The 25,670-nt window shown below is 72.2% G+C and carries 21 protein-coding genes; 10 read left to right on the top strand and 11 right to left on the bottom strand.

The window, feature by feature from the left end; translation table 11 throughout:
* Positions 1-77 precede the first annotated feature (77 nt).
* Positions 78-977, top strand: a complete 900-nt coding sequence (locus IE134_RS06720) for a D-alanyl-D-alanine carboxypeptidase family protein (protein ID WP_179887934.1) — start codon at positions 78-80, stop codon at positions 975-977.
* Between the two features lie 78 nt (positions 978-1,055).
* Here the strand turns inward: IE134_RS06720 and IE134_RS06715 are convergent, their stop codons facing one another.
* Genes IE134_RS06715 through pdhA (IE134_RS06705) form a run of 3 tightly spaced genes read right to left on the bottom strand, consistent with a single transcriptional unit; the run spans position 1,056 to position 4,662 of the window.
* Positions 1,056-2,507, bottom strand: a complete 1,452-nt coding sequence (locus IE134_RS06715) for a dihydrolipoamide acetyltransferase family protein (RefSeq protein WP_098894034.1) — start codon at positions 2,505-2,507, stop codon at positions 1,056-1,058.
* Between the two features lie 11 nt (positions 2,508-2,518).
* Positions 2,519-3,499 carry an alpha-ketoacid dehydrogenase subunit beta gene (locus IE134_RS06710; RefSeq protein WP_030707543.1) on the bottom strand — a complete coding sequence of 327 codons (981 nt, stop codon included), beginning with the start codon at positions 3,497-3,499 and terminating at the stop codon, positions 2,519-2,521.
* 2 nt (positions 3,500-3,501) lie between these two features.
* Positions 3,502-4,662, bottom strand: a complete 1,161-nt coding sequence (pdhA, locus tag IE134_RS06705; RefSeq protein WP_098894035.1) for a pyruvate dehydrogenase (acetyl-transferring) E1 component subunit alpha — start codon at positions 4,660-4,662, stop codon at positions 3,502-3,504.
* Between the two features lie 350 nt (positions 4,663-5,012).
* Between pdhA (IE134_RS06705) and IE134_RS06700 the strand changes: the two genes are divergently transcribed.
* The 3 genes from IE134_RS06700 (at position 5,013) to IE134_RS06690 (ending at position 7,374) form a co-directional block, all read left to right on the top strand.
* Positions 5,013-5,672 carry a response regulator gene (locus IE134_RS06700; RefSeq protein WP_010060319.1) on the top strand — a complete coding sequence of 220 codons (660 nt, stop codon included), beginning with the start codon at positions 5,013-5,015 and terminating at the stop codon, positions 5,670-5,672.
* 88 nt (positions 5,673-5,760) lie between these two features.
* The gene (locus tag IE134_RS06695; protein ID WP_030707539.1) at positions 5,761-6,213 is read left to right on the top strand and encodes a pyridoxamine 5'-phosphate oxidase family protein; all 453 of its coding nucleotides are present in this window, start codon (positions 5,761-5,763) and stop codon (positions 6,211-6,213) included.
* Between the two features lie 129 nt (positions 6,214-6,342).
* Positions 6,343-7,374 (top strand): phosphotransferase, encoded by a 1,032-nt coding sequence (locus tag IE134_RS06690; RefSeq protein WP_030707537.1) that lies wholly within the window; start codon positions 6,343-6,345, stop codon positions 7,372-7,374.
* Positions 7,375-7,475: 101 nt separating this feature from the next.
* Here the strand turns inward: IE134_RS06690 and IE134_RS06685 are convergent, their stop codons facing one another.
* Positions 7,476-9,071 (bottom strand): protein kinase domain-containing protein, encoded by a 1,596-nt coding sequence (locus tag IE134_RS06685; protein ID WP_030707535.1) that lies wholly within the window; start codon positions 9,069-9,071, stop codon positions 7,476-7,478.
* 353 nt (positions 9,072-9,424) lie between these two features.
* Between IE134_RS06685 and IE134_RS06680 the strand changes: the two genes are divergently transcribed.
* The 6 genes from IE134_RS06680 to IE134_RS06655 all read left to right on the top strand — a co-directional run bounded on the left by IE134_RS06680 (position 9,425) and on the right by IE134_RS06655 (position 17,068).
* Positions 9,425-11,059 carry a protein kinase domain-containing protein gene (locus IE134_RS06680; protein ID WP_030707533.1) on the top strand — a complete coding sequence of 545 codons (1,635 nt, stop codon included), beginning with the start codon at positions 9,425-9,427 and terminating at the stop codon, positions 11,057-11,059.
* A gap of 188 nt (positions 11,060-11,247) precedes the next feature.
* On the top strand, positions 11,248-11,997 hold the full coding sequence (locus IE134_RS06675; RefSeq protein WP_098894036.1) for a hypothetical protein: 750 nt from the start codon (positions 11,248-11,250) through the stop codon (positions 11,995-11,997).
* 70 nt (positions 11,998-12,067) lie between these two features.
* Entirely contained in the window at positions 12,068-12,691 is a 624-nt protein-coding gene (locus IE134_RS06670) for a PadR family transcriptional regulator (RefSeq protein WP_098894037.1), read from the top strand.
* A 77-nt stretch (positions 12,692-12,768) separates the two neighbouring features.
* On the top strand, positions 12,769-13,551 hold the full coding sequence (locus IE134_RS06665; protein ID WP_030707527.1) for an ABC transporter ATP-binding protein: 783 nt from the start codon (positions 12,769-12,771) through the stop codon (positions 13,549-13,551).
* Complete coding sequence (locus IE134_RS06660; protein ID WP_189429826.1) at positions 13,548-16,409, top strand: FtsX-like permease family protein; 2,862 nt, start codon at positions 13,548-13,550, stop codon at positions 16,407-16,409. Before IE134_RS06665 ends, IE134_RS06660 begins: the two co-directional genes overlap by 4 nt.
* Before the next feature lie 110 nt (positions 16,410-16,519).
* Positions 16,520-17,068, top strand: coding sequence for a bacterial proteasome activator family protein (locus IE134_RS06655; protein WP_029182253.1), 549 nt, complete (start codon positions 16,520-16,522; stop codon positions 17,066-17,068).
* A gap of 51 nt (positions 17,069-17,119) precedes the next feature.
* Here the strand turns inward: IE134_RS06655 and IE134_RS06650 are convergent, their stop codons facing one another.
* The 7 genes from IE134_RS06650 to pdhA (IE134_RS06620) all read right to left on the bottom strand — a co-directional run bounded on the left by IE134_RS06650 (position 17,120) and on the right by pdhA (IE134_RS06620) (position 25,532).
* Positions 17,120-18,109, bottom strand: a complete 990-nt coding sequence (locus IE134_RS06650; RefSeq protein WP_030707523.1) for an NAD(P)H-quinone oxidoreductase — start codon at positions 18,107-18,109, stop codon at positions 17,120-17,122.
* Between the two features lie 49 nt (positions 18,110-18,158).
* Positions 18,159-19,301 (bottom strand): potassium channel family protein, encoded by a 1,143-nt coding sequence (locus IE134_RS06645; RefSeq protein WP_030707521.1) that lies wholly within the window; start codon positions 19,299-19,301, stop codon positions 18,159-18,161.
* A complete protein-coding gene (locus IE134_RS06640) occupies positions 19,259-20,893 on the bottom strand; it encodes a molybdopterin molybdotransferase MoeA (protein ID WP_189429824.1) in 1,635 nt (544 codons plus the stop codon). The genes IE134_RS06645 and IE134_RS06640 overlap by 43 nt, the downstream gene beginning before the upstream one ends.
* Positions 20,890-21,825 carry an NTP transferase domain-containing protein gene (locus IE134_RS06635; protein ID WP_189429823.1) on the bottom strand — a complete coding sequence of 312 codons (936 nt, stop codon included), beginning with the start codon at positions 21,823-21,825 and terminating at the stop codon, positions 20,890-20,892. Before IE134_RS06635 ends, IE134_RS06640 begins: the two co-directional genes overlap by 4 nt.
* 85 nt (positions 21,826-21,910) lie before the next feature.
* Positions 21,911-23,344 (bottom strand): dihydrolipoamide acetyltransferase family protein, encoded by a 1,434-nt coding sequence (locus IE134_RS06630; RefSeq protein WP_189429822.1) that lies wholly within the window; start codon positions 23,342-23,344, stop codon positions 21,911-21,913.
* On the bottom strand, positions 23,344-24,375 hold the full coding sequence (locus tag IE134_RS06625; protein WP_010071366.1) for an alpha-ketoacid dehydrogenase subunit beta: 1,032 nt from the start codon (positions 24,373-24,375) through the stop codon (positions 23,344-23,346). Before IE134_RS06625 ends, IE134_RS06630 begins: the two co-directional genes overlap by 1 nt.
* Positions 24,372-25,532 carry a pyruvate dehydrogenase (acetyl-transferring) E1 component subunit alpha gene (pdhA, locus tag IE134_RS06620; protein WP_189429821.1) on the bottom strand — a complete coding sequence of 387 codons (1,161 nt, stop codon included), beginning with the start codon at positions 25,530-25,532 and terminating at the stop codon, positions 24,372-24,374. The genes IE134_RS06625 and pdhA (IE134_RS06620) overlap by 4 nt, the downstream gene beginning before the upstream one ends.
* Between the last annotated feature and the right edge of the window lie 138 nt (positions 25,533-25,670).

Genomic DNA, 25,670 nt, shown 5'->3' with positions numbered 1-25,670 from the left:
ATTGGCCCTCGCCAGGAGTCTCATCTGCGAGCGGCACCCTTATGTAGCCGCGCATCAGGGGCATTTGGAGCGTTCAGTTGAAATTCGGCATCAAGCACATCAATCGCGTCTCCGTCACGGCCACCGTGACGCTCACCGCCGGTGCGGTGCTCGCGGGCAGCGCCTTCGCCTCCACGGCACAGGCCGCCGCGCCGCCGGCTCCGAAGATCGTCGCCAAGGGCGGCTTCCTGATGAACGACGGCACCGGGAAGACCCTCTTCACCAAGTCCGCGGACACCCGCCGGGCCACCGGTTCGACCACGAAGATCATGACGGCGCTGGTCGTCCTGTCCCAGAAGAACGTGAACCTGAATTCCAAGGTCACGATCCAGAAGGCGTACAGCGACTACATCGTCTCGAAGAACGCCTCGTCCGCCCGGCTCATCGTCGGCGACAAGGTGACGGTGGGCCAGCTCCTCTACGGCCTGATGCTCCCGTCCGGCTGCGACGCCGCGTACGCCCTGGCCGACAAGTTCGGCTCCGGCTCGACCCGTGCCGCCCGGGTGAAGTCGTTCATCGGCAAGATGAACTCCACGGCGAAGAGCCTCAAGCTGAAGAACACCCGCTTCGACTCGTTCGACGGCATCGGGAACGGCAGCAACTACTCCACCCCCCGTGACCTGACGAAGATCGCCAGCAAGGCGATGAAGAACTCCACGTTCCGCACGGTCGTCAAGACCCAGTCGACGAAGCAGAAGGTGACCACGAAGAGCGGTGGCTACCGCTACATGTCGTGGACCAACACCAACAAGCTGCTCGGCAGTTACAGCGGCGCGACCGGCGTCAAGACCGGCTCCGGCCCGACCGCCAAGTACTGCCTGGTCTTCGCGGCGACCCGTAAGGGCAAGACGGTCATCGGCACGGTGCTCACGTCGACCTCCGAGGCGAACCGCACCGCCGACGCGAAGAAGATGATGGACTACGGCTTCAAGAAGTAGCCCGCAGGCTTTGTACGGCGAAGGGGCCCGGCCCGCACGGTGTGTGCGGGCCGGGCCCCTTCGGCTGTCGCGGAAGCGTCAGGCCCAGGTGATGAGCCGCTTCGGCTGCTCCAGGATCGCCGCCACATCGGCCAGCACCTTGGAGCCCAGCTCGCCGTCGACCAGGCGGTGGTCGAACGACAGGGCCAGCGTGGTGACCTGACGCGGCTTCACCTTGCCCTTGTGCACCCACGGCTGCAGCTTGATCGCACCGACCGCCAGGATCGCGGACTCGCCCGGGTTGAGGATCGGCGTACCGGTGTCGACGCCGAAGACGCCGACGTTGGTGATGGTCACCGTGCCGCCCGCCATCGCCGCCGGGGACGTCTTGCCGTCCCGCGCCGTGGCGACCAGCTCGCCCAGCGCCTCCGCGAGCTGCGGCAGCGTCTTGTCGTGCGCGTCCTTGATGTTCGGCACGATCAGACCGCGCGGGGTGGCCGCCGCGATGCCCAGGTTGACGTAGTGCTTCTGCACGATCTCCTGGTTCGCCTCGTCCCAGGCGGCGTTGACCTCGGGGTTCCGCTTGATCGCGACGAGGAGGGCCTTGGCGATGATGAGGAGCGGGTTGACCCGCACCCCCGCCATGTCCTTGTCCTCCTTGAGCTCGGCCACGAGCTTCATCGTGCGCGTCACGTCGACCGTGACGAACTCGGTGACGTGCGGCGCGGTGAACGCGCTGCCCACCATCGCCTGCGCGATGGCCTTGCGGACGCCCTTGACCGGGATACGGGTCTCGCGGACGGAGTCGGAGACCACCCCGGGGGCCTCGGTGACCGCAGGCGCGGGGGCCACCGGGGACGCGACCGCCGCGGGAGCCTCGGCAGCGGCCGGGGCCGCCGCCGCGTGGACGTCCTCGCGGGTGATGATGCCGTCCTTGCCGGTCGGCACCACCGTCGCCAGGTCGATGCCCAGGTCCTTGGCCAGCTTGCGGACCGGGGGCTTGGCGAGCGGCCTGCCGCCCGCCGGGGCACCACTCTGCGGGGGAACGGCGGCCGGGGCCGGCGCCCCGTGCCCGTTCAGCTCGGCCTGCACCGCCGCCGCGACGGCGGCGGCCTCGGGCGCGGCGGCCGCCCCCTTGCGCGGGCGGCGCTTGGTGGAGGACTCGGCGACCCCGTAGCCCACCAGGACCGGCGTGCGGCCCTTCGGCTCGGCCTCGGCCTCCGGCGCCTCCACCGGCTCCTGCGCCGGAGCGGCGGCGGCCGGGGCGGGCGCGTCGCCGCCGCCCGGGGCCACGTCGATCGCGATGATCACCTGGCCGACATCGACGGTCGTGCCCTCGGGGAAGCGCAGCTCGTGCACCACCCCGTCGAACGGGATCGGCAGCTCGACGGCCGCCTTCGCGGTCTCGACCTCGCACACGACCTGGCCGTCGGTGACGGTGTCGCCGGGCTGGACGAACCACTTGAGGATCTCGGCCTCGGTCAGTCCTTCGCCCACGTCGGGCATCTTGAACTCACGGAAGCGAGCAGACGTTTCGGTCATCGTCGTCACGAACCCTCTCCTCAGAACGCCAGCGAGCGGTCGACGGCGTCGAGCACCCGGTCCAGGCCGGGCAGGTACTCGTCCTCCAGCCGGGCCGGCGGGTAGGGCACGCTGTAGCCGCCGACCCGCAGCACGGGAGCTTCGAGGTGGTAGAAGCAGCGCTCGGTGATCCGGGCCGCGATCTCCGCGCCGGAGCCGTAGAAGACGGGCGCCTCGTGGACGACCACGACCCGGCCGGTCTTCTCCGCCGACCTCTGGATGGCGTCGAAGTCGATGGGGGCCATCGAGCGCAGGTCCAGGACCTCGATCGACTTGCCCTCCTCCTGGGCGGCCGCGGCCGCCTCCAGGCAGACCTTGACCATCGGCCCGTACGCGACGAGCGTGAGGTCGCCGCCCTCGCGGGCGGTCACGGCCTTGTGCAGCGGGCCGGGGATGGACTCGGTGTCGACCTCGCCCTTGTCCCAGTAGCGCCGCTTGGGCTCGAAGAAGATGACCGGGTCGTCGCTCTGGACGGCCTGCTGCATCATCCAGTAGGCGTCGCTCGCGTTGGACGGCGAGACCACCTTCAGGCCCGCGACATGCGCGAAGAGCGCCTCGGGGGACTCACTGTGGTGCTCGACCGCGCCGATGCCACCGCCGTACGGAATGCGCACGACGACCGGCAGCTTGACCTTGCCGAGCGCGCGGGCGTGCATCTTGGCGAGCTGCGTGACGATCTGGTCGTACGCGGGGAAGACGAAGCCGTCGAACTGGATCTCGACGATGGGGCGGTAGCCGCGCAGGGCCAGACCGATCGCCGTGCCGACGATGCCGGACTCGGCGAGCGGGGTGTCGATCACCCGGTCCTCGCCGAAGTCCTTCTGGAGCCCGTCGGTGATCCGGAAGACGCCGCCGAGCTTGCCGACGTCCTCACCCATGATGAGGACCTTGGGGTCGGTGTCGAGGGCGAGGCGGAGCGACTCGTTGAGCGCTTTCGCGATGGACATCTTTTCCACGGCCATGGCTACTTGCCCTCCTCGGCAGAGTCGGCGAACGATGCCTGGTAGGCGGCGAACTGGGCGCGCTCCTCGTCCACGAGGGAGTTGCCGTCGGCGTAGGCGTGCTCGAACAGGGCCAGCGGCTCCGGGTCGGGCATCGCGCGTACCGCTTCCCGTACCCGCTTGCCGAGGGTCTCGCTCTCCTCCTCCAGGGCGGTGAAGAACGCCTTGTCGGCGTGGCCGGCCTTCTCCAGGTACGTCCGCAGCCGCAGGATCGGGTCCTTGGCCTCCCAGGCGGCCCGCTCCTCGTCGGCCCGGTACTTCGTCGGGTCGTCGGAGGTGGTGTGGGCGCCCATGCGGTAGGTGAACGCCTCGACGAGGGTCGGGCCCTCGCCGCGGCGGGCCCGCTCCAGCGCGGAGCGGGTGACGGCGAGACAGGCGAGGACGTCGTTGCCGTCGACGCGGACGCCGGGGAAGCCGAAGCCCTGGGCGCGCTGGTAGAGCGGCACGCGGGTCTGGCGCTCGGTGGGCTCGGAGATGGCCCACTGGTTGTTCTGGCAGAAGAAGACGACGGGGGCGTTGTAGACCGCGGAGAAGGTGAACGACTCGGCGACGTCTCCCTGGCTGGAGGCGCCGTCACCGAAGTACGCGATCACGGCGGAGTCCGCACCGTCCTTGGCGACGCCCATGGCGTAGCCGGTGGCGTGCAGCGTCTGCGAGCCGATGACGATCGTGTACAGGTGGAAGTTGTTGCTGTTCGGGTCCCAGCCGCCGTGGTTCACGCCGCGGAACATGCCGAGCAGGTTGGTCGGGTCGACGCCGCGGCACCAGGCGACGCCGTGCTCCCGATAGGTCGGGAAGACGTAGTCGTCGTCGCGCAGGGCGCGGCCACTGCCGATCTGGGCGGCCTCCTGGCCGAGCAGCGAGGCCCACAGGCCCAGCTCGCCCTGACGCTGGAGGGCGGTCGCCTCGGCGTCGAAGCGGCGGGTGAGCACCATGTCCCGGTACAGACCGCGCAGCTCTTCCGCGCTCAGGTCGATGCTGTAGTCCGGGTGCTCGACGCGCTCGCCCTCGGGCGTCAGCAGCTGTACGAGCTGGGGCTCGGCGCTCTGCGGCTTCTTCGCGGCGCTGGTCCGCTTGCTGGCGCGTCGCGGTTTACGCGCGGCGGCAGTGCTCTCCACGGTCACGTGCGTGCTCCTCCGTCGGTCCGGCCCCCGGGGTCTGCCGGGAAACCAGTGCGGCTCGCCTGAATCCGACAGCCGTGCACGGGGTGGGTGCCGGTCGGGCCGGGATCAGGCGTGACAGGTGCCCCGGCGAGCGCCCTGTCATAGGCACGTTACCCAGTGCATCGCATAACTGCGAAACCCTCTCTGACCTGCGATTTTGCTTGGATTTCCAAGTAAATCGAAAAAAACGCGAAGCGCTGCTGGTCAGGGCACTGGAAACAGCCTTGCAGGCCGCCGGAACAACGGCACGTTATCCCGCGGATCAGCGCCAGGGAAGAGCGGAGGGGAGGCGAGTATGTGAGACTGCGATCGTGCGCGAAGAAGGAAAAATCACGGTATTTCTGCTCGACGATCACGAGGTCGTCCGGCGCGGCGTCCATGAGCTGCTCGCCTCCGAACCGGACATCGAGGTGGTCGGCGAGGCCGGTACGGCCGCGGACGCCCTGGCCCGCATCCCGGCGACGCGGCCCGATGTCGCGGTGCTCGACGTGCGGCTGCCGGACGGCAGCGGGGTGGAGGTGTGCCGGGAAGTCCGTTCCCAGGACGAGAACATCAAATGCCTGATGCTCACCTCGTACGCCGATGACGAGGCGCTTTTCGACGCGATCATGGCGGGTGCCTCGGGTTATGTACTGAAGGCGATCCGCGGCAATGAACTGCTGAATGCCGTACGGGACGTGGCGGCCGGAAAATCCCTGCTGGACCCGGTGGCGACCGCTCGGGTGCTGGAGCGGCTGCGCGACGGCGGGAGCGCCAAGGGCGACGACCGGCTGGCGGGCCTCACCGAGCAGGAGCGCAAGATCCTGGACCTGATCGGGGAGGGGCTGACCAACCGCGTCATCGGGGAGCGTCTGCACCTGGCCGAGAAGACCATCAAGAACTACGTCTCCAGCCTGCTGTCCAAGCTGGGCATGGAGCGCCGCTCGCAGGCCGCCGCGTACGTCGCACGGCTCCAGGCCGAGCGCCGCTGAACCGCCCCGGGCGGCGGGACTTTGGTCCCGCGCCACCCGGGGCAGGCGACTCTTACGCGGCTCCTACGCCCGGGGGACAGTGGAAGCCATGTCCTTCGACTCCCACGGCTCCCCCCGCGAACGCCGCGCGGTCGGCACGATCGAGCGGACCGGTCCGGCCGAGCCCCTCGACCTGCTCGGCCGGGTCCCCTACGGCCGCCTCGCGACCAGCATGCGGGCCCTGCCGTTCCTGGCGGTGGCCCGGCACATCGTGAGCGACGGCCGCATCCTGCTGCGGATGCACCGGGGCTTCGGCCACCACGAGGCTTGCGACGGGAGCGTCGTCGCGTACGGGGCGGACAACTACAACGACGCGGCCTCGGGCGACGGCGGCAACCTGTGGTCGGTGCAGTTCACCGGGCCCGCCGAGATCGTGCACCTCTGCCCCGAGCAGGAGGAACTGTTCGGCGCGGCCCCTGTCAGCGTCAACGGGGAGCCCTACGCGCCGGCGTACCTCCGGGTCGATCCGCACTTCGTCACGGAACACACGCTGGACTTCTGAGGCGCTGCCCCCCTTAGCGCACTGGTCGGCGTGACCGCAAGTCCGCAAAGTGGCCACGCAGAGTGATCTAACATCTGGTAAGTGCTGCGCTCATATGTCACTCGCCCGCCTGTTCCCCCGGTCGACGAGGTGCTGCGCCGTTACCCCGGCGTGGGCGAGCCGCTCGCCTGCGAGCCGATCACCAAAGGCCTGCTGAACCACGGATACCGCGTCTCCACGACGAGCGGTTCCTACTTCCTCAAGCACCATCTCGACAAGAAGCACCTGGACGACACGAGCGGCGAACGCGCCGCGATCGTGCGCCAGCACCGTGCCACCCAGCGCCTGCAGTCGCTCGGCGTGCCCGTCGTGCCGCCGCTGACGGACACCCGGGGCGACACCGTCACCATGATCGGCGAACGCTGCTACGCCCTGCACCCCTGGGTCGAGGGCCTCCACCGGGTCGGCGCCCAGCTGACCCTCGCCCAGTCGCGCCGGCTCGGCACGCTCCTCGGCACCGTGCACACCGGCCTGGAGCAGGTGATGGCCCCGCGCGACGGCCCGCCGCGCGCGAGCCCGCCCGCCCGGCCGGGGCACCGCAGCCCGGACGCCGCCGACACCTTCGCGCTGATCGACGACCTGCTGGCCGCCGCGCGCGGCGAGGACGGCCGGGACACCCCGCGCGACGCCTTCGACGAACTCGCCGTGCACCGGCTCGTGGAGCGCCGCGCCCTGCTCGAACAGCACGCCCACCGCCGCCCGCCCACGCCGGAGGGGCCCGCCACCGGCTGGGTGCACGGGGACTTCCACCCGCTGAACCTGCTCTACCGGGGCGCCGACCCGGTCGCGATCGTGGACTGGGACCGGCTGGACGTACAGCCGCGCGCCGAGGAGGCGGTCCGGGCCGCGGCGATCTTCTTCGTCCGGCCGGCCGGGGAACTGGACCTCGCGAAGGTACGGGCCTACGCCCGGGCGTACCGGCGGGCCGCCGGGGCGGGGGCCGGGGAACTGGCGGCCGCGGTGCACCGGGTGTGGTGGGAGCGGCTCAACGACTTCTGGATACTGCGCTGGCGCTACCGCCTGGACGACCGCAGGGCCGACCCGCAGTTTCCCGCGGTGTCGGCCCTGGCGGTGTGGTGGACGCGCGAGTACGAGGCGGTGTGCGCGGCCTTCACGGAGTGAGGCGTGCCTTCACGGGGCGAAGCGTGGTGCGGACGCGCATGAGCCCGGCGCGTGCCACGAGGGCGCACGCCGGGCTCATGAGGTGGTGCGATGGCGCCGGGCTACGGCGTGGTGGCGCCGGCCGCCACCTCGCCGGGCGTCGTGCCCGTACCGCCGTCCTCGCCGCCGGCCGCGCCATCGGCGGCTCCGCCGCCCGGGGTGCCGGGGTCGGTCGTCGGGTCCGTGGGCTCGCCCGTGGGCTCCCCGGTGCTGCCCTCGTTGGTGGAGCCGTCCGACGCGCCGCCGTCCGTGTCGGTCGGCGTCGGGGACGGGCTGAACGTCGGCTCGCTCGGGGTCGGGTCCGGGGTCCACGGCGGCGGATTCGGCTCGGTCTGGCCGCCGCTGGTGGTGTCCGGCTCCTCCGGCTCCTCGCTCTCCTCCTCGGACGGCTCGTCCGATGGCTCCTCCTCGGACTGGCTGACCGAGGTGGACGGGGTGACCGGGTCCTTGTCCTTGTCGCCGTCGCCCTGCGCCGCGTTGAGGGCGAACGCGACACCCGCGCCGATCGCGATCAGGGCCAGCAGGACGAAGAGCCACATCTTGCCGCGCCCGCCGGAGCGCCGCTGCCCGCCGCCGTCGTACCCCCCGTCGTCCGGGTTGTACGGGGGCAGGATCGGGCCCTGCGAGGTGTCCCCGTGCATCGGGTGACCCGCGCCCATCACCTGAGTGGAGCCGGCCATACCGTGCGGCGGGGTCTGGCCCCCCTCGCGCAGCGCGACCGGACCGGTGTTCCAGGTGCCCGTGTGGCCGCCCTGCACCTGGAGCATCTGCAGGCTGTACTGGACGAGCCCGCGCATCTCCTCGGCGCTCTGGAACCGGTCGTCCGGGTCCTTCGCCAGCGAGCGCATCACCATCCCGTCCAGCTCCGGCGGCACCACGTCCGAGACCTCGGAGGGCGGCACCGGGATGTCCTGGACGTGCTGGTAGACCACCGAGAGCGGGGTCTCACCGGTGAACGGGGGCCGCAGCGCCAGCAGCTCGTAGAGCAGGCAGCCGGTGGCGTACAGGTCGGACCGGTGGTCGACGGCCTTGCCGAGCGCCTGCTCGGGGGAGAGGTACTGCGGCGTGCCCATGACCATGCCGGTCTGGGTCATCGTCGACTGCGCGCCGTGCAGCGCGCGGGCGATGCCGAAGTCCATCACCTTGACCGCGCCGGAATCCGTGATGATCACGTTGGCGGGCTTGATGTCGCGGTGCACGATGCCGTGCTGGTGCGAGTAGGCGAGGGCTTCCAGCACACCCGAGACGATGATCAGCGCCTGCTCGGGCGGCGGGGCCTCGGCGGTCAGGAGCAGATCGCGGATGGTGCGGCCTTCGACCAGTTCCATCACGATGTACGGGACGGTCTGGCCGCCCACGACGTCCTCGCCGGAGTCGTACACGGCGACGATCGCATGGTGGTTGAGGCCCGCGACGGACTGTGCCTCGCGGGTGAAGCGGGCCTTGGAGACCGGGTCCTCGGCCAGGTCGGAGCGCAGGAGCTTCACCGCGACCGTACGTCCGAGCCGGACGTCCTCCGCCGCGTACACCTCTGCCATGCCGCCCCGGCCGAGCCGGTGGGTCATCCGGTAACGGCCGTCACCGACGACGCCGCCGACGCCCCAGGAGTCGGTGCCATCCGAGACTCCGCCGCCGTTTGCTTCGGAATCGGGTGCCATCAGTCCTCGCCGTCGTATCTGTCCGCGCGTCCGCGGGTTCTCACGGTGCCTTGCTGCATTGCCACGTCACGCTACAGCCTCCGCCGGACACCACGGTTCCGCTCCGGCAGGATCATCGAACCGCCCGGCGCGCCCTACACGTGATTTTGATGCGTTTCCTGTAACGCTTCCGAGACGCTTCTTGTGCGTAGGGTCACGGAACGGGCACCCGGCTTGACGTGTCGGACCCCTACGGCAGACTTGGCGCGTAATCGCGTTGTACGGAACCGCGCGGCACGCAATCACGTCAGACAGTAACCAGGTCGGACAGGAACTCCGCGTGCGACCGCGCGCCGTCGAGGGGGAAGCAAGTCATGAGCCAGGACGGCGCACAGGGCCGCTATGCGGGCGGGTCGGTCGCGGGCGGCCGCTACCAGCTGCGCGACCTGCTCGGCGAGGGCGGAATGGCGTCCGTGTACCTGGCGTACGACTCCGCCCTGGACCGCCAGGTCGCGATCAAGACCCTGCACACCGAGCTCGGGCGCGAGCAGTCCTTCCGCGAGCGCTTCCGGCGCGAGGCGCAGGCCGTCGCCAAGCTCCAGCACACCAACATCGTCTCCGTCTTCGACACCGGCGAGGACGAGCTCGGCGGTGCGCTGATGCCGTACATCGTCATGGAGTACGTCGAGGGGCAGCCGCTCGGCTCGGTGCTGGCCGCCGACATCCGCACACACGGCGCGATGCCCGCCGACAAGGCCCTCAAGGTGACGGCGGACGTGCTCGCCGCCCTGGAGACCAGCCACGAGATGGGCCTGGTCCACCGGGACATCAAGCCGGGCAACGTGATGATGACCAAGCGCGGCGTCGTCAAGGTGATGGACTTCGGCATCGCCCGCGCCATGCAGTCCGGTGTCACCTCGATGACCCAGACCGGCATGGTCGTCGGCACCCCGCAGTACCTCTCCCCCGAGCAGGCCCTCGGCCGCGGCGTCGACGCCCGGTCCGACCTGTACTCGGTCGGGATCATGCTCTTCCAGCTGCTCACCGGCCGGATCCCGTTCGACGCGGACTCGCCGCTGGCCATCGCGTACGCGCATGTGCAGGAGGAGCCGGTCGCGCCCTCCAGCATCAACCGGTCGGTCACCCCGGCGATGGACGCCCTCGTCGCCCGCGCGCTCAAGAAGAACCCGAACGAGCGCTTCCCCAGCGCCGCCGCGATGCGCGACGAGATCGCCCGCGTGCTGAACGCCTCCGGCGGCCAGACCGGCGCCCCGATGATCGTGTCGGGCGGCGGGCCCGCCAACAGCGGCTCCGGCGTCGGCTCGGCGGTGTTCCCGCCGGTCGACCAGAGCACCCCGGCGCCCCACAGCGTCCAGACGCCGTACCAGCCGCATCCGCACCAGCAGCCGGGGCCGTACAGCCAGCCCACCCCCGCGCCGAGCTACGGCTATCCGCAGTCCGGCCAGGTCCAGGGCTACCCGACCCCGGGCCAGCTGTCGCACCAGACCCCGCCGCCGTACTCGATCAGCCCGCAGCACACGACGGCCGTGGGCAGCACCGGGGGCGGCGGCTCGAAGCGGAACATGCCGGTCATCGTCGGCTCGATCGTCGTGGCGCTGCTGGCCGTCGGCGGTCTGATCACCGCGATCGCCCTCCAGGGCGACGGCAAGGACGACGAGGCGGGCAAGGGCGGCGAGACGGGCACCGAGCAGGTGGAGGGCTACCGCCCGCCGGAGCGCAACCGGACGATGAAGGAAACGGACTGCTCGAACGCCTCCGAGGACTCCAACGACCCGGCGAAGGTCCGCGCGCCCAACTTCATCTACAAGGACATCCTGTCGGCGAAGTCGTGCGCGGCCGCCGCGGGCTGGACGATCAAGGTCATCGAGGAGCCGGGCAACACCTACGCCGAGGACCAGGTCGTCGGCCAGTTCCCGTCCTCCGGTGCGGCGGTCGACGAGCACGGCGCCCACTTCGAGCTGAAGGTCTCCACCGGGAAGCCTTCCTGAACACCGGTGAGCCGCCCATGACCATCGGTATGCCGTCCTGAAACGTCGGTGTCCGAAGGTGATCGTTACGGTTCGCGGATCTCGCCGGATCTTCGTCATGGACCGGTACGTGGACCGGTAACAGGCCCCTGATTTCCGGATACCGCGTCCGGGATGCCGGATGCAGGGGCCCGTGTGACGCTGATCTCATGGCTCCAGGACTCCCGGCCGCATGGTCGTCGAGGTGTGCGGTCTGTCTGCTGGCGGCGGCCGGAGCGGCGCTGGGGCCGTCAGCCGGCCCCGCCCACGGTTCCTCGGCGCCCGACGGTCCGCCGTCCGTGACCGCCACGGCCCCGGGGACGTCGAGCCCCGCCGCCACCGCGTCCGCCGCCCCGTCCTCGTCGGCCTCTCCGCCGTCGGTCCCGTCGGGCTCCGCGTCGCCCTCGGCGCTCCCCTCCGCGCTGCCCCTGCCGTCCGGCGTCCCGGCTTCCGGAGCGTCGGGGACCGGACCGGCCCCGTCATCCCCGGCGGCGACCGGAAACGGCGCGCAGACCCCCGGCGGAACCGGTTCCGGGCCCGGGGCCGACGCACCGGAGCCCTCTTCCTCCCCTTCCGCTTCGCCCGACGTATCCGGGTCGACCGCCCCCCTGGCCGGGCGCGAGGCCGGGGCAGGCAAGGCGCGTCCCGGGCGCTCGCTGTCGCCGATGGAGCTGGCGCGGGCCGAGGATCCCGTCGCGGAGGACCCGCCGGAGGAGACCGACGAGGGGATCGCGGACCTCGTTGACCTGCCTGCTTCCACCCCGCCGCCCGACGCGTTCAGCGATCCGGGACAACGGTCCGGGCAGGCGCTGGACGCGGCTGCCGTCCGGCGGGTGCAGGAGGTCTCGCTCGGTACGGGCATCGCCCTGGTCGGGCTGGGACTCGGCTTCCTCGCGTTCCGTATGCGCCGCGCGAACTGAGCGTCGCACCCTGCGGTTCCGGCTCCGACGGGACTTGCCAGGACGAACATACTCGGTATACATACTCAGTATGTCCATTCGCCACGGCCTGCTGGCCCTGCTGGAGCGGGGCCCTCGTTACGGGTCCCAGCTCCGCACCGAGTTCGAGTCGCGCACCGGCTCCACCTGGCCCCTGAACGTCGGCCAGGTCTACACGACGCTCAGCCGTCTGGAGCGCGACGGCCTGGTCGTCCAGGACGGCGCGGACGACGCCGGGCACGATCTCTACGCCATCACCGACGAGGGCCGCGCCGAACTGCGCAGCTGGTTCGAGACCCCCGTGGACCGCACCAGTCCGCCCCGCGACGAACTCGCCATCAAGCTCGCCATGGCCGTGGGAGCCCCGGGCGTCGACATCCGGGACGTCATCCAGTCCCAGCGCCACCACACGCTCAAGGCGATGCAGGACTACACCCGGCTCAAGGCCCAGGCCCTGGCCGACGTCCCCGCCAACCGGGACGAGGTGGCCTGGCTCCTCGTCGTGGAGCAGCTGATCTTCCAGGCGGAGGCCGAGGCCCGGTGGCTCGACCACTGCGAGTCCCGGCTCGTCCGCCTCGCCGAGGCCGCCGCCACCGAGCCCTCCGCCGAGCCCGGCCCCGCGGCCACCCGCGGACCGGCCCGTGCGCTGGCCGACCGGACCCGCTCCCAGCGCTGACACCGGCGCCGCCGCTTCTGCCCGACCCAGACCATTCCTGGTTCGTCACCAGGTGTTCCTAGGGGGAACCACCCGTCATGCCCACGTCCGCCACCCCACCGCCCCCGTCGTCCTCCGGGACGCCCGGCGGCAGCCCCGTACTCGAACTGCGGGCGCTGACCCGTACCCATGGCTCCGGCGTCGCCGAGGTGCACGCCCTGCGCGGGGTCCACCTCTCGGTGCACCCCGGCGAACTGGTCGCCGTGATGGGCCCCTCCGGCTCCGGCAAGTCCACCCTGCTGACCCTGGCGGGCGGGCTCGACACCGCCACGAGCGGCCAGGTCGTCATCGAGGGCCAGGACATCGCCGCCCTCGGCCCGAAGGGCATGGCGGCCCTGCGCCGCCGCAGCGTCGGCTACGTCTTCCAGGACTACAACCTCATCCCCGCCCTGACCGCCGCCGAGAACATCGCGCTGCCCCGCGAACTCGACGGCGTCTCCGTGCGCAAGGCCCGCAAGGAGGCCCTCGCCGCACTGGCCGAGATGAAGCTGGAGGAGATCGCCGACCGTTTCCCCGACGAGATGTCCGGCGGCCAGCAGCAGCGCGTCGCCATCGCCCGCGCCCTAGTCGGCGACCGGCGCCTCGTCCTCGCCGACGAGCCGACCGGAGCGCTCGACTCCGAGACCGGCGAGGCCGTCCTCGCCCTCCTGCGCACCCGCTGCGACCAGGGCGCGGCCGGCGTCATGGTGACCCATGAGCCCCGGTACGCGGCTTGGGCCGACCGGGTCGTGTTCCTCCGGGACGGCTCGATCGTCGACCAGACGGTGACCACGGGAGCCGACTCCCTGCTCGCCGCCGGAACCACCGAGGCCACCGCGTGAACCCGCTCCCCGGCTGGCGCGCAGCCTTCCGCATAGCCCGGCGCGACGCGGCACGGGCCAAGGGCCGCAGCGCCCTGGTCGTCGCGATGATCGCCCTGCCGGTCCTCGGCGTGACCGCCGCCGACCTCACCTATCGCAGCGCCCTGCCCACCAAGGCCGAGGAGCTGACGGCGGAGCTGGGGTCGGCCGACGCCGGATTCCAGGCCACGGGCATCGGCCCGGTGAAGATCCATCAGATGCCCGACGGCATCAACTGGAGCACCCCCGAGGGAGCCCCGGACCCGACCCCCGAGGAGCAGGCGAAGCCGGTGGACGTGCCGGCCGCCTTCCCGGAGGGCTCGCGGTATCTGACCGAGCGGAGTCTGCCCGCGTCGGTGACCACCCGGCACGGCATCGCCGACACCGAGATCACCGAGCTGCGCATCTCCGACCCGATGCTGCGCGGCCGCATCGAGCTGACCGACGGCGCCTACCCGAGCCGGCGCGACGAGATCGCCGCGACCTCGGACTTCGCCGAGGCGGCCGGGCTGTCCATCGGCGACCGCGTCACCGTGCGCGGCCCCGAGCAGACCTACACCCTCACCGGCACGGTCGAACTCCCCGCCGACCTGCGGGCCGACGCCCTCTACGCGCTCCCCGGCTCGGTCATCGCCCCGTGGCAGAAGGCCGCCGACCGCGACCAGTCGATCCTGCCGCCCCAGCCGGGCGATCCGTACTGGCTGGTGAAGGGCCCGGCCGGGGCGGGCGTGACCTGGCAGGACATCCTCGCGGCCAACGAGCAAGGCGTGGTGGTCACGTCCCGCCAGGTCGTCCTGAACCCGCCGCCGGACTCCGAGGTCCCGATGGCCGGGTTGAGCGGCGGGTACTCCACCGAGACGGAGACGACCGCGGCGGTCATCACCGTGGCCGCCATGGCCGTCCTGGAGATCGTGCTGCTGGCCGGTCCGGCGTTCGCCGTGGGCGCCCGCCGTTCGCGGCGGCAACTGGGACTGGTCGGCTCGTGCGGCGGCAGCCGGGGCCAGGTCCGGGCCGTGGTGCTCGCGGGCGGCGCGGTGCTCGGCGGGGTCGGCGCGCTGGCCGGCGTCGGCGCCGGGTTCGGTCTGACCGCCCTGTTCCGCCCGATGATCGAGGACTTCACCGGCCGCCGCTTCGGCGAGCTGACCGTGCAGCCCTGGGAGATCCTCGGCATCGCCGCGCTCGGGCTGGTCACCGGCGTCCTCGCCGCGCTCGCCCCGGCGATCGTCGCGGGCCGTCAGTCGGTCCTGGAGTCGCTCAGCGGCCGGCGCGGCACCCGTCGCAGCTCCCGCGTCCTGCCCGTGATCGGCGTCATCGCGCTCGTCGCGGGCGTCGGCATCGCGGTCTACGGCGGGGTGGCCGGCGACACCACGTTCGTCGCCGGCGGTTCCGTCCTGGCCGAACTGGGCGTGCTCGGCTGCATCCCGGTGATCGTCGGCTTCCTCGGCCGGCTCGGCCGACGGCTCCCGCTGACGCCCCGGATCGCCCTGCGCGACGCGGCCCGCAACCGCGGCCGGACGGCTCCCGCCGTCGCCGCCGTGATGGCGGCCGTCGCGGGCAGCGTCGCCATCGCCACGTACACCAGCAGCAACGCCGCCCAGCAGGCGTACGACTTCGTCCCCAACATGACGCCGGGCACCGTCGCGGTGGCGGCCTCCGACGTCGGCGCGGACGCCGACCTCCCCCGCTCCCGGGCGGCCGTCGAGCAGAACTACCCGGTCAGCGGCAGGCCCGCCGACTTCGGGCGGGTCTGGGCCGGCAGCGACTGCTCGGTCTACTACGAGGAGGAGAACGGCTGCGGCACCCTCGAACTCGTCAAGCCCACCGGCAAGGGCCACAGCTGCCCGCTCAAAGGAAAGGGCGCCAAGGAACTCGCCCTGCGGCTCTCCGCCGACGAGCACAAGCGGATGATGAACTCCCCGGCCTGCATGGACGAGAACTACACGATGGTCGCGTTCGGCACCGGTGAACACAAGATCGTCATCGGCGGCCCGGACATCCTCGACACCTACGCGAAGCTCGACGACCCGGCGGCGGCGAAAGCCCTGGCCGCAGGCACCCCCGTTCTGCTGAACCCGGCGTACGCGAAGAACGGCGAGGTCACCCTCAAGGCCACCCACCTCTACAACGACCGGGACAAGAAGAACCGGGCCCTGCACCCCGGCAAGGCCCGCACCACCACGGACCAGCTGAAGGTGTACGTCGCACCGGACCGCTTCGCGGCGACCCCCGGCATCCGGATGATCATGCCGGAGAAGACCGCCGCGCGGCTCGGGCTGCACGTCGAGGAGTACGGCAGTTTCTACACGCTGGCCCGCGACGCCACGGACGCCGAGACCCAGGCCGCCCATGCGGCGCTCGACCAGGCCGGGAACCGTGCGTACCTGATGAGCTCGAACGACCAGTTCCGGACTGACGACGACACCGACACGATCCTGCTGATCCTCGCCCTCTTCGCCGGAGTGGTGACCCTGGGCGCGGCGGCCATCACGACCGGGCTGTCCAAGGCCGACGCGGAGGCTGACCTCACCACGCTCAGCGCGGTGGGAGCGCCCCCGGGCGTACGGCGTTCGCTGTCGGGCTTCCAGTGCCTGGTCGTCGCCCTGACCGGGGTCCTGCTGGGAACGGCGGCGGGACTCGTCCCCGCGGTCGCCCTGCGTCTGACCGACCTGCGCGCGGCGCTGGAGAAGATGCGGGAGGACCCGATGCAGTCGGCGTACACGCCGATCGTGATGCCGTGGGAGACCGTCGGGCTGCTGGCCCTGGTCGTCCCGGTGCTCGCCGGTCTGCTGGCCGCCGCTCTCACCAGCTCCCGGGTGACCCTGGCCCGGCGCGCGGGCTGAACGGCCCGTCCGGGGCTCCCGGAAGGGTTCCGGCGCCCCCGAAAACGGTGGATCTTCCGTTTTCGGGGGCACCAACGTGGTGTACGGCACGTGTGCGAGACAATGGCGGCATGGAAATGCCGAGGAATGACCGGTCGCAGGAGCACCCGCAGGTCCTTGTCGTGGGCCAGGACGGAATGGCTATCGGCGGCGGTGCCAGTGACGACGAGTCGCGCGAGGTCCCGGTGACGGAAATGGTGGAACAGCCCGCGAAGGTCATGCGCATCGGCAGCATGATCAAGCAGCTTCTGGAGGAGGTCAGGGCGGCTCCTCTCGACGAGGCGAGCCGGGTCAGGCTCAAGGAGATCCACGCCAGCTCCGTGAAGGAGCTGGAGGACGGCCTGGCGCCCGAGCTGGTCGAGGAGCTGGAGCGGCTCTCCCTGCCGTTCACCGAGGAGTCGGTGCCCTCCGAGGCCGAGCTGCGGATCGCCCAGGCCCAGCTCGTGGGCTGGCTGGAGGGCCTCTTCCACGGCATCCAGACGGCGCTGTTCGCCCAGCAGATGGCGGCCCGCGCCCAGCTGGAGCAGATGCGCCGCGCCCTGCCGCCCGGAATGACCCACGAGGACGAGGAAGGCGGCGCGGACCCGCACGGCCCGATCCGTTCGGGCCCGTATCTGTAAATCCGCGTCCGTTCCCGGTCCGGGCCAGGCCCGGACCGGGAACGGCCCTGATCAGCCGCCCGACGGCGCCACCAGCAGGACCTTGCCGATGTGCGCACTGGACTCCAGCACCCGGTGGGCCTCGGCGGCGTCCGCCATCGGCAGCGTCCGGTCCACCACGGGCTTGACCACCCCGCCGCCGATCAACGGCCACACGTGCTCGCGTACGGCGGCGACGATGGCGGCCTTCTCCTGGAGCGGGCGGCCCCGCAGAGAGGTCGCGGTGACGGCGGCCCGCTTGGTCAGCAGGGCGCCGAGGTTCAGCTCGCCCTTGGCGCCGCCCTGGAGACCGATGATCGCGAGGCGGCCGTTGACGGCGAGCGCCTGGACGTTCCGATCCAGGTACTTGGCGCCGATCAGGTCCAGGATGACGTCGGCACCCGCTCCCGCGGTGTTCTCCCGGAGCTCCTCGACGAAGTCCTGCTCGCGGTAGTTGATGAGGATGTCCGCCCCCAGTTCGGCGCACCGGGCGAGCTTCTCCGGGCTGCCCGCCGTGACCGCGACCCGGGCCCCGACCGCCTTCGCCAGCTGGATCGCCATCGTGCCGATGCCGCTGGAGCCGCCGTGCACCAGGAAGGTCTCGCCGGGGCGCAGGTGGGACACCATGAAGACGTTGGACCACACCGTCGCGGTGACCTCGGGCAGCGCCGCGGCCTCCACCAGGCCGACGCCCTCCGGTACGGGGAGGAGCTGGCCGGCCGGAACGGCGACCTTCTCCGCGTAACCGCCGCCCGCCAGCAGCGCGCACACGGCGTCGCCGACCGCCCACCCCGTCACCCCGGGACCGAGCGCGACGATACGGCCCGCGCACTCCAGACCGGGGTAGGGGGAGGCGCCGGGCGGCGGATCGTAGAAGCCCTGCCGCTGGAGCACGTCGGCACGGTTCACAGCGCCGGCGACGACCTCGACGAGGACCTCGCCGTCACCGGGTACGGGATCGGGCACCTCGGCCCAGACGAGCGCCTCGGGGCCACCGGGTTCGGGAATCGTGATCGCATACATGGCCGCGAGGCTACTCCCGCCGGGCTCGCCCGGGCGGGCGCCTCGTCGGTCAGGGTCGCTGGTGCGGAGGCATCGGGTTCTTCGGCACCGCGGCCGAACTGGGGCTCGCCCGCACGATGGTGATGACCCGGTCCGTCAACTGCAGAGGGCTGGCCGCCGGGTCGTCGTAGCCGAGCAGCCGGTGTCCGCGCAGCACGCTGACGACCAGGTCCTCGGTCTCCCGGACGTTCTTGCCCACCTCGGCCTTTATGACCGGCCGTTCGACGAGATCGAGGCCGCTGCCCTGCTGGATCAGGTCCTCCATCACGGTGCCCGCGCTCGGGCTGAGGACGGAGAGGCCGAGCAGCCGTCCGGCGGCACTGGCGCTGGTGATCACCGCGTCCGCACCGGACTGCCGGAGCAGGGGCGCGTTCTCCTCCTCGCGGACCGCCGCCACGATCTTCGCCCCGCGGTTCAACTGGCGCGCCGTGAGCGCGACCAGGACGGCGGTGTCGTCGCGCTGGGTCGCGATGATGATCTGACGCGCCTTCTGGAGCTCGGCACGCAGCAGCACATCGCTGCGGGTGGCGTCACCGAGCACACCGGTGAAGCCCTCGGCGTTGGCAGCCTCGATCACCTTGGAGGCCGGGTCGACGATGACGATCTGGTCCTTCGACAGACCGGTGGCACAGAGGGTCAGAATCGCCGAGCGGCCCTTCGTGCCGAAGCCGACGACGACGGTGTGGTCTCGCAAGTTGGCTCTCCAACGCTTCAGCCGGAAGTCCTCCCGGGTCCGCTCCGTGAGGACCTCGAGAGTGGTACCGACCAGGATGATCAGGAACATCACGCGCAGTGGTGTCACGAGCACCACGTTGATCAGCCGTGCTCCGTCGCTGTACGGCGTGATGTCGCCGTACCCGGTGGTGGAGAGGGTGACCGTCGCGTAGTAGACCGCGTCCAGCAGGTCGACCTTGCCGTCGGCGTTGTCGTTGTAGCCGCTGCGGTCGAGCCAGACGATCAGCACGGTCGCGGCCAGCACGAGCAGCGCCATCAACAGGCGTTTGGCGACCTGGCGGGCCGGGCCGAGGGCCACCCGGCGGGGGAGCATCACCCGCGTCGGCACGACCAGTTCGTCGGCTCGCCTGGCCATCGCATCGTGGCCGGGAAGTTTCACGTGAAACACCCTTCCGTCCACGGCGTCGCCGGGGCCCATGGGAGATCCAGAATCTCCACCTCGGTGCCGGACCGTACCCCGCCCGGTGGCACCACAGCCAGTCCGTCCGCCGCGGCGATCCCCCGCAGCATCGCGGGCCCGTTGTAGCGCAGCGGCGCGACATGGTCCCGGCCGCCCGCCCGGCCCGGGCGGTGGACCACGGGGACGAGGCGGGTGTCGTGCGGATGTCCGTGCACCTCGGCGTGGACGAGTGCCCGGTACGGGTCCTGGGCGGGGCGGCCCGCGATGCCCGCGAGCAGTGGCTCCGCGAGCGTCAGCAGACCTGATACGGCCGCGAGCGGATTGCCGGGCAGCCCGACCAGATAGGGCCCGTCCGGCGACAGCCGGGCCAGCAGCATGGGGTGGCCGGGGCGGACCGCGACCCCGTCCACCAGCAGTTCGGCCCCGAGGGCGTCGAGGACCGGGTGCACATGGTCGACCGGACCGGCGGCGGTGCCCCCGGTGGTGACGATCAGGTCGGCGTCGGAGGAGGTGAGGGCGGAGCGCAGCGCCCCGGCGTCGTCCCCGAGCCGACGGGGGCCGGAGACCTCGGCGCCGAGGGCCCGCAGCCAGGGGCCGAGCATGGGGCCGAGGGCGTCCCGGATCAGCCCGTCGTGCGGCAGACCGGCGTTGAGCAGTTCGTCGCCGAGGACGAGGATGTCGACGCGCGGACGGGGCACGACCGGCAGCGCGTCGTACCCGGCGGCCGCGGCGAGGCCGAGCACCGCCGGGGTCACGACCGTCCCGGCCGGAACGAGTTGCTCGCCCGAGCGGCATTCCTGGCCCCGGGGCCTGATGTCCTGCCCGGTGACCACGGACCGCCGGGCGTGCAGCAGCCCTCTGGCCTCGTCGACGTGGGCGTGCTCGCTGCGGATGACCGCCGTGGTCTCGGGCGGTACGCGGGCACCGGTGGCGATCCGTACGGCGGTGCCGTCGGGCAGCGCGGCGGCCGGGCCGCGTCCGGCGAGAAGCCCCGCCCCGGCCTCGAACGCCCAGGGGCCGGGCCCGGCGACGGCCCAGCCGTCCATGGCCGAGGTGTCGAAGGACGGCAGATCGGTGAGCGCGCCGAGCGCCTCGGCCAGCACATGCCCGAGCGCACGGTCGAGCGGCAACCGGATCGTCGCGGGCGCACCGCCCCGCCCTGCCCGGGCCGCAACCGCCCGCGCCCGGTCCCAGGACGGGGGCGGGGTCTTTCCGGGGTCGCCCGGGAAGGCCCGATCGGGGTGAGGCGGCTGTTCGCGGCCGGGGGCCGGGGCGGCGCGGCCGTCGCGCAGGTCGCTGTCGCGGCCGTCGTAGGGGTCGCTGCCGCTGCTTCGGTCGGCGTGCGGGGCGCTGCCCGGGCCGATGTGCGAGTCGTTGCTCCGGCCGGCGTTCAGGTCCTCGTCCCGGGAGTCCCCGGGGGCTCGGGGGTCCCGACTGCGGCTCGGGCGCTCGCCCGACCCTCCGGACCGGCCCGGCCCACTCGACCCGCCGACCAGGGCGAGTGCCTGCTCGACGGCCCGCTCCTCCTCCTCGCGTGCGCGTTCGCTCGCGGACCCGGCGGCAGGGACGTCGCTGCCGGGCTCACGGTGCGGCCCGTCGGAGCCGGTCACGATGTCCCGGTCCCCTCACGGCCGGCGTCGGGCTTGGTCCCGCCCGCCGACCCGCCCGCCGCATCGCCGCCCTGACCTGCCGCCTCCGCCTCTGCTTCCCAGCGGAGCGCGAGGGCGGTGGCCTTGCGCGAGGCCTCCGCGACCGCCGCCGCGGCCCCGTCGGGGCCCGCACCGGCGCTCGCCGTGGCTGCCGCGTACCCGACCAGGAAGGTCGTGAGCGGGGCGGCGGGCCGGGCGACTCCGTGCGCGGCGTCACGGGCGAGGTCGAGCAGGACACCGGTGTCGACGTCGAGTTCGATACCCAGTTCGTTCTTGACCGAGGTGATCCATTCGTCCAGCACGACCCCATGCTCCCTGATCCGGGCTCGGGCGGCGGCGATGTCGTCCCAAGTGTCGCAGTCGAACACGGCGTCAGGACCCGCGTCGATCCGGGAGAGCTCCAGCTCGGCCGTCAGGATCCGCAGCGGCAGCCCGGCGAGGCTCCCGTACTCGGTGGCGATCAGGGCCAGCTCCCGGCGGAGCGGCTCGGCGCGGTACGCGGCCACGAGCGGTTGGTCGCGCCCGCCGGGGTCGGTGCACAGGGCGCCTTCGCGGCCGGGCCGTCCGGCGGCGGCGAGCAGCGCGTCGGCCGTGCCCGGGCCGAGGAAGGGCAGGTCGGCGGAGAGAACGAGAACGTACTCCGCCGTCGTCAGCTTCAGCCCCGCGCCCAGCGCCGCCAACGGGCCTCCGCCCTGCGGCACTTCCCGGGTCCAGACGACCGGGCGGGCGGTCGCGCGGCGGTCGCCCACCACGACGGTGCGGGCCGCGCCGTCGCAGGCCGCGAGGACCCGGTCGAGCAGCGCCCGGCCGCCCACCCGGACCCCTGGCTTGTCGGCGCCGCCGAGCCGCTTCGCGGCCCCTCCGGCAAGGACGATCACGTCGTAGGCGGTCATACGTCGAGTATGGGCGGCGCCCCGCAGCGACGCCCCCGCCGGGGTGGCCGGATGACCGGCCACCGCGACAGGGGCGCCCCCGCGACTACACGGTGCGCAGCAGCACCGCCGGCTGCTCCACGCAGTCCGCCACGTACCGGAGGAAGCCGCCCGCCGTTCCGCCGTCGCACACCCGGTGGTCGAAGGTGAGGGACAGCTGGACGACCTGACGTACGGCCAGTTCGCCTTGGTGCACCCAGGGTTTGGGCATGATGCGGCCCACGCCGAGCATCGCCGCCTCCGGGTGGTTGATGATCGGCGTCGAACCGTCGACCCCGAACACCCCGTAGTTGTTCAGCGTGAACGTGCCCCCGGTCAGCTGGGCCGGGCTGAGCTTCCCCGTACGCGCCAGCTCGGTCAGCCGGGCGATCTCGGCCCCGATCGACTCGGCGTTACGGGTGTGCGCGTCCCGGACGACCGGAACGACGAGGCCCCGCTCGGTCTGGGCCGCGAACCCGAGGTGCACGCCGGACAGCCGGACGATCTCCCGGGCCTCCGTGTCCACCGTGGAGTTGAGCTCGGGGAACCGGGCCAGCGCCGCCGTGCAGATCCTCGCCAGCAGGGCCAGGACCGATACCTTCGGCCCGGCGGACGGGCCCGTGGCGGCGTTCATCGCGGCCCTGACCGCCATCAGCTCGGTGGCGTCGGCGTCGACCCAGCAGGTGGCGTCGGGAATCTCGGTCCGGCTGCGCGACAGCTTGTCGGCGACCGCTCCGCGTACCCCGCGCAGCGGAATCCGCTCGGCGTCCACAGCAGCGGCTACGCCGTTCGGGGCTGCCGCCGGCACCTGGGCCTGCACCGGGGCCTGGGCCACCCGTGCCGTCGCCGTTGAGGTCTCCTCCGCCGTCCGGATCGCCCGGTCGACATCGGCGCGCAGGATCAGCCCGTCGGGTCCCGAACCCGCCAGCCGCCGCAGATCGATGTCGTGCTGCCGGGCCAGCCGGCGTACCAGCGGAGAGACCACGGGCACGGGCCCCTCGGACACCGAGGCTTCGGCAACCAGGACCTTGACCACGGGGGCTTCAACCCTCGGAGCCTCGACCACCGGGGCCTCGACCACCGGCGCACCGGAGACCGGGGCCTCGGTCACCGCCCGGTCGAGCCGGTCCGGACGGATGCGCCGACGGCGCGCGGCCGGTGCGCCGGTCCCGTACCCCACGAGCACGTTCCCCGAGCCGCCCGTGGACTCCGGGTCGGAGCCGGAGTCCTCGCCGGAGCCGGAAGACCCCTCCGGTGCTCCGACGGCGACCGTCAGCAGCGGTGCGCCGACGGGAAGTTCCGTGCCCTCCTCGCCGAACCGTGCGGTCACCACGCCCCCGTAGGGGCAGGGCACCTCCACCATGGCCTTGGCCGTCTCGACCTCGACGACGGGCTGGTCGATGGCGACGACATCGCCGACCTCCACCAGCCAGCGGACGATCTCGGCCTCGGTCAGTCCCTCGCCGAGGTCCGGCAGCTTGAATTCGAGCACCTGGGCCATCAGCTGTCCGCCTCCCACTGCAGCCGGGCCACCGCGTCGAGCACCCGGTCCACTCCCGGCAGATGGTGCCGCTCCAGCATGGGAGGCGGGTAGGGGATGTCGAACCCGGCCACCCGCAGCACCGGGGCCTCCAGATGGTGGAAGCACCGCTCGGTGATCCGGGCCGCGATCTCGCCGCCGGGCCCGCCGAAACCGGGGGACTCGTGCACGACGACCGCCCGTCCGGTGCGGCGCACCGAAGCGGCCACCGTCTCGTCGTCGAACGGGACCAGCGAACGCAGGTCCACCACCTCGAGGTCCCAGCCCTCGGCGAGGGCCGCTTCCGCGGCCTCCATGCAGACCGGCAGGGAGGGGCCGTACGTGATCAGGGTGGCGCTGCGCCCGGGCCGGCGCACCACGGCCTTGCCGATCGGCTCGACCGCGGCGGGGGCCTCCGGCGACCAGTCGGCCTTGGACCAGTAGAGCCGCTTCGGCTCCAGGAAGACCACCGGGTCGTCGGAGGCGATCGACTCCCGCAGCAGCCCGTACGCGTCGTCGACCGTGGCCGGCGTGACCACGTGCAGGCCGGGGGTCGCCATGTAGTACGCCTCGGAGGAGTCGCTGTGGTGCTCGACCCCGCCGATCCCGCCGCCGTACGGCACGCGCACGGTGATCGGCAGCGGCATGGCTCCGCCGGTTCGGTTGCGCATCTTGGCGACGTGGCTCATGAGCTGCTCGAACGCCGGATAGGCGAACGCGTCGAACTGCATCTCCACGACGGGCCGCAGCCCGTACATCGCCATGCCGACGGCCGCGCCGAGGATGCCCGCCTCGGCCAGCGGGGTGTCGGTGCAGCGGTCGTCGCCGAACTCCTTCGCCAGCCCGTCGGTGATCCGGAAGACCCCGCCGAGCGTGCCCACGTCCTCACCGAGCACATGGACGGTGGGGTCCTCGGCCATCGAGTCGCGGAGCGCGCGCCCGAGGGCCTGCGCCATCGTGGCCGGTTTCGCCTTCACGGGGCGGCCGTCGGCCGTCACTGCCGCGGTGGTCATCGTCCTGCCTCCGGGCCGTGCTCGTCGTGGTCCTGCTCGGCGTCCAGCTCGGCGCGCAGGGCGGCCGCCTGCTCCCGGAGCTGACTCGTCTGCTCGGCGTACACATGGGTGAAGAGGTCCATCGGGGCCAGCTCCGGATCCGCGTTCATCCGGTCGCGCAGGGCGGCGGCCATGCGTTCGGCGGCCTCCTTCGCCTGCTCGATGCCCGCGTCGTCCAGCAGCCCGCGCTCCGTCAGCTCATGCTCCAGGAGCCGCACCGGGTCGTGCGCCTTCCACGCCTCGACCTCGCTGTCGACCCGGTAGCGGGTGGCGTCGTCGGCGTTGGTGTGGGCCTCCATGCGGTAGGTGACCGCCTCGACCAGCGTCGGGCCCTCACCGCGCCGGGCCCGTGCCACGGCCTCGCTCAGCACCTGGTGCACCGCCGCCGCGTCGTTGCCGTCGACCAGGCGGCCCGGCATCCCGTATCCGACGGCCTTGTGGGCCAGGGAGGGGGCGGCGGTCTGCTTGGCCAGCGGCACGGAGATCGCGAAGCCGTTGTTCTGGACGAAGAAGACGACCGGGGCCTTCCAGACGGCCGCGAAATTCAGCGCCTCGTGGAAATCGCCCTCGCTGGTGCCGCCGTCGCCGACCATGGCGAGCGCCACCACGTCGTCGCCCTTGAGCCGGGCGGCGTGCGCCAGCCCCACGGCGTGCGGGAGCTGGGTGGCCAGCGGGGTGCACAGCGGGGCGATCCGGCGCTCGCGCGGGTCGTAACCGGTGTGCCGGTCGCCGCGCAGCAGGGTCAGCGCCTCGACCGGGTCCAGGCCGCGCGCGACGGCCGCGAGCGTGTCGCGGTAGCTGGGGAAGAGCCAGTCACGCTCCTCCAGCACCAGGGCGGCGGCGATCTCGCACGCCTCCTGACCGGTGCTCGACGGATAGACCGCGAGCCGGCCCTGCTTCGTCAGCGCGGTGGCCTGGGCGTTGTAGCGACGCCCGCGCACCAGCTCCGCGTGGAGCCGGAGCAGCAGCTCGGGGTCGACGTCGGCGACCGCGTCCGTACCGAGCACCCGGTAGGGCTCCGGGTCCGGGAGCAGCGGGGCGGGGTCGGTGATCGGCTTCCAGGCCGGGGGCGGCGTGGGCCGGTAGGCGGCCGCGCCGGGCAGCTCTTGGACCGTCATGAGAAGCACCTCCTGGCATAGAGGGAGATCGAGGGGTGTCGATCGGCGGTGTCGGGTCGATCGGCGATGTCGATGGGTGTCGATGGTGTCGATCGGAAGCGGGACATCGAGGGCTGGGCGAGGCACGGGTGTGGTGTG

It is taken from the genome of Streptomyces rubiginosohelvolus (assembly GCF_014649875.1).
In the GTDB taxonomy this organism is placed as follows: Bacteria; Actinomycetota; Actinomycetes; order Streptomycetales; family Streptomycetaceae; genus Streptomyces; species Streptomyces rubiginosohelvolus.
This window is presented reverse-complemented; position numbering and strand designations above follow the sequence as displayed.

Excerpts from the sequence above, each read along its gene's own strand:
- IE134_RS06630 (WP_189429822.1), bottom strand. The coding sequence starts at position 23,344 with ATGGCCCAGGTGCTCGAATTCAAGCTGCCGGACCTCGGCGAGGGACTG.
- IE134_RS06635 (WP_189429823.1), bottom strand. The coding sequence starts at position 21,825 with ATGACCGCCTACGACGTGATCGTCCTTGCCGGAGGGGCCGCGAAGCGG.
- IE134_RS06685 (WP_030707535.1), bottom strand. The coding sequence starts at position 9,071 with ATGGCACCCGATTCCGAAGCAAACGGCGGCGGAGTCTCGGATGGCACC.
- IE134_RS06655 (WP_029182253.1), top strand. The coding sequence starts at position 16,520 with ATGGAAATGCCGAGGAATGACCGGTCGCAGGAGCACCCGCAGGTCCTT.
- IE134_RS06650 (WP_030707523.1), bottom strand. The coding sequence starts at position 18,109 with ATGTATGCGATCACGATTCCCGAACCCGGTGGCCCCGAGGCGCTCGTC.
- IE134_RS06680 (WP_030707533.1), top strand. The coding sequence starts at position 9,425 with ATGAGCCAGGACGGCGCACAGGGCCGCTATGCGGGCGGGTCGGTCGCG.
- IE134_RS06625 (WP_010071366.1), bottom strand. The coding sequence starts at position 24,375 with ATGACCACCGCGGCAGTGACGGCCGACGGCCGCCCCGTGAAGGCGAAA.
- IE134_RS06675 (WP_098894036.1), top strand. The coding sequence starts at position 11,248 with ATGGCTCCAGGACTCCCGGCCGCATGGTCGTCGAGGTGTGCGGTCTGT.
- IE134_RS06645 (WP_030707521.1), bottom strand. The coding sequence starts at position 19,301 with ATGGGCCCCGGCGACGCCGTGGACGGAAGGGTGTTTCACGTGAAACTT.
- IE134_RS06670 (WP_098894037.1), top strand. The coding sequence starts at position 12,068 with ATGTCCATTCGCCACGGCCTGCTGGCCCTGCTGGAGCGGGGCCCTCGT.
- IE134_RS06695 (WP_030707539.1), top strand. The coding sequence starts at position 5,761 with ATGTCCTTCGACTCCCACGGCTCCCCCCGCGAACGCCGCGCGGTCGGC.
- IE134_RS06710 (WP_030707543.1), bottom strand. The coding sequence starts at position 3,499 with ATGGCCGTGGAAAAGATGTCCATCGCGAAAGCGCTCAACGAGTCGCTC.
- IE134_RS06665 (WP_030707527.1), top strand. The coding sequence starts at position 12,769 with ATGCCCACGTCCGCCACCCCACCGCCCCCGTCGTCCTCCGGGACGCCC.
- pdhA (WP_189429821.1), bottom strand. The coding sequence starts at position 25,532 with ATGACGGTCCAAGAGCTGCCCGGCGCGGCCGCCTACCGGCCCACGCCG.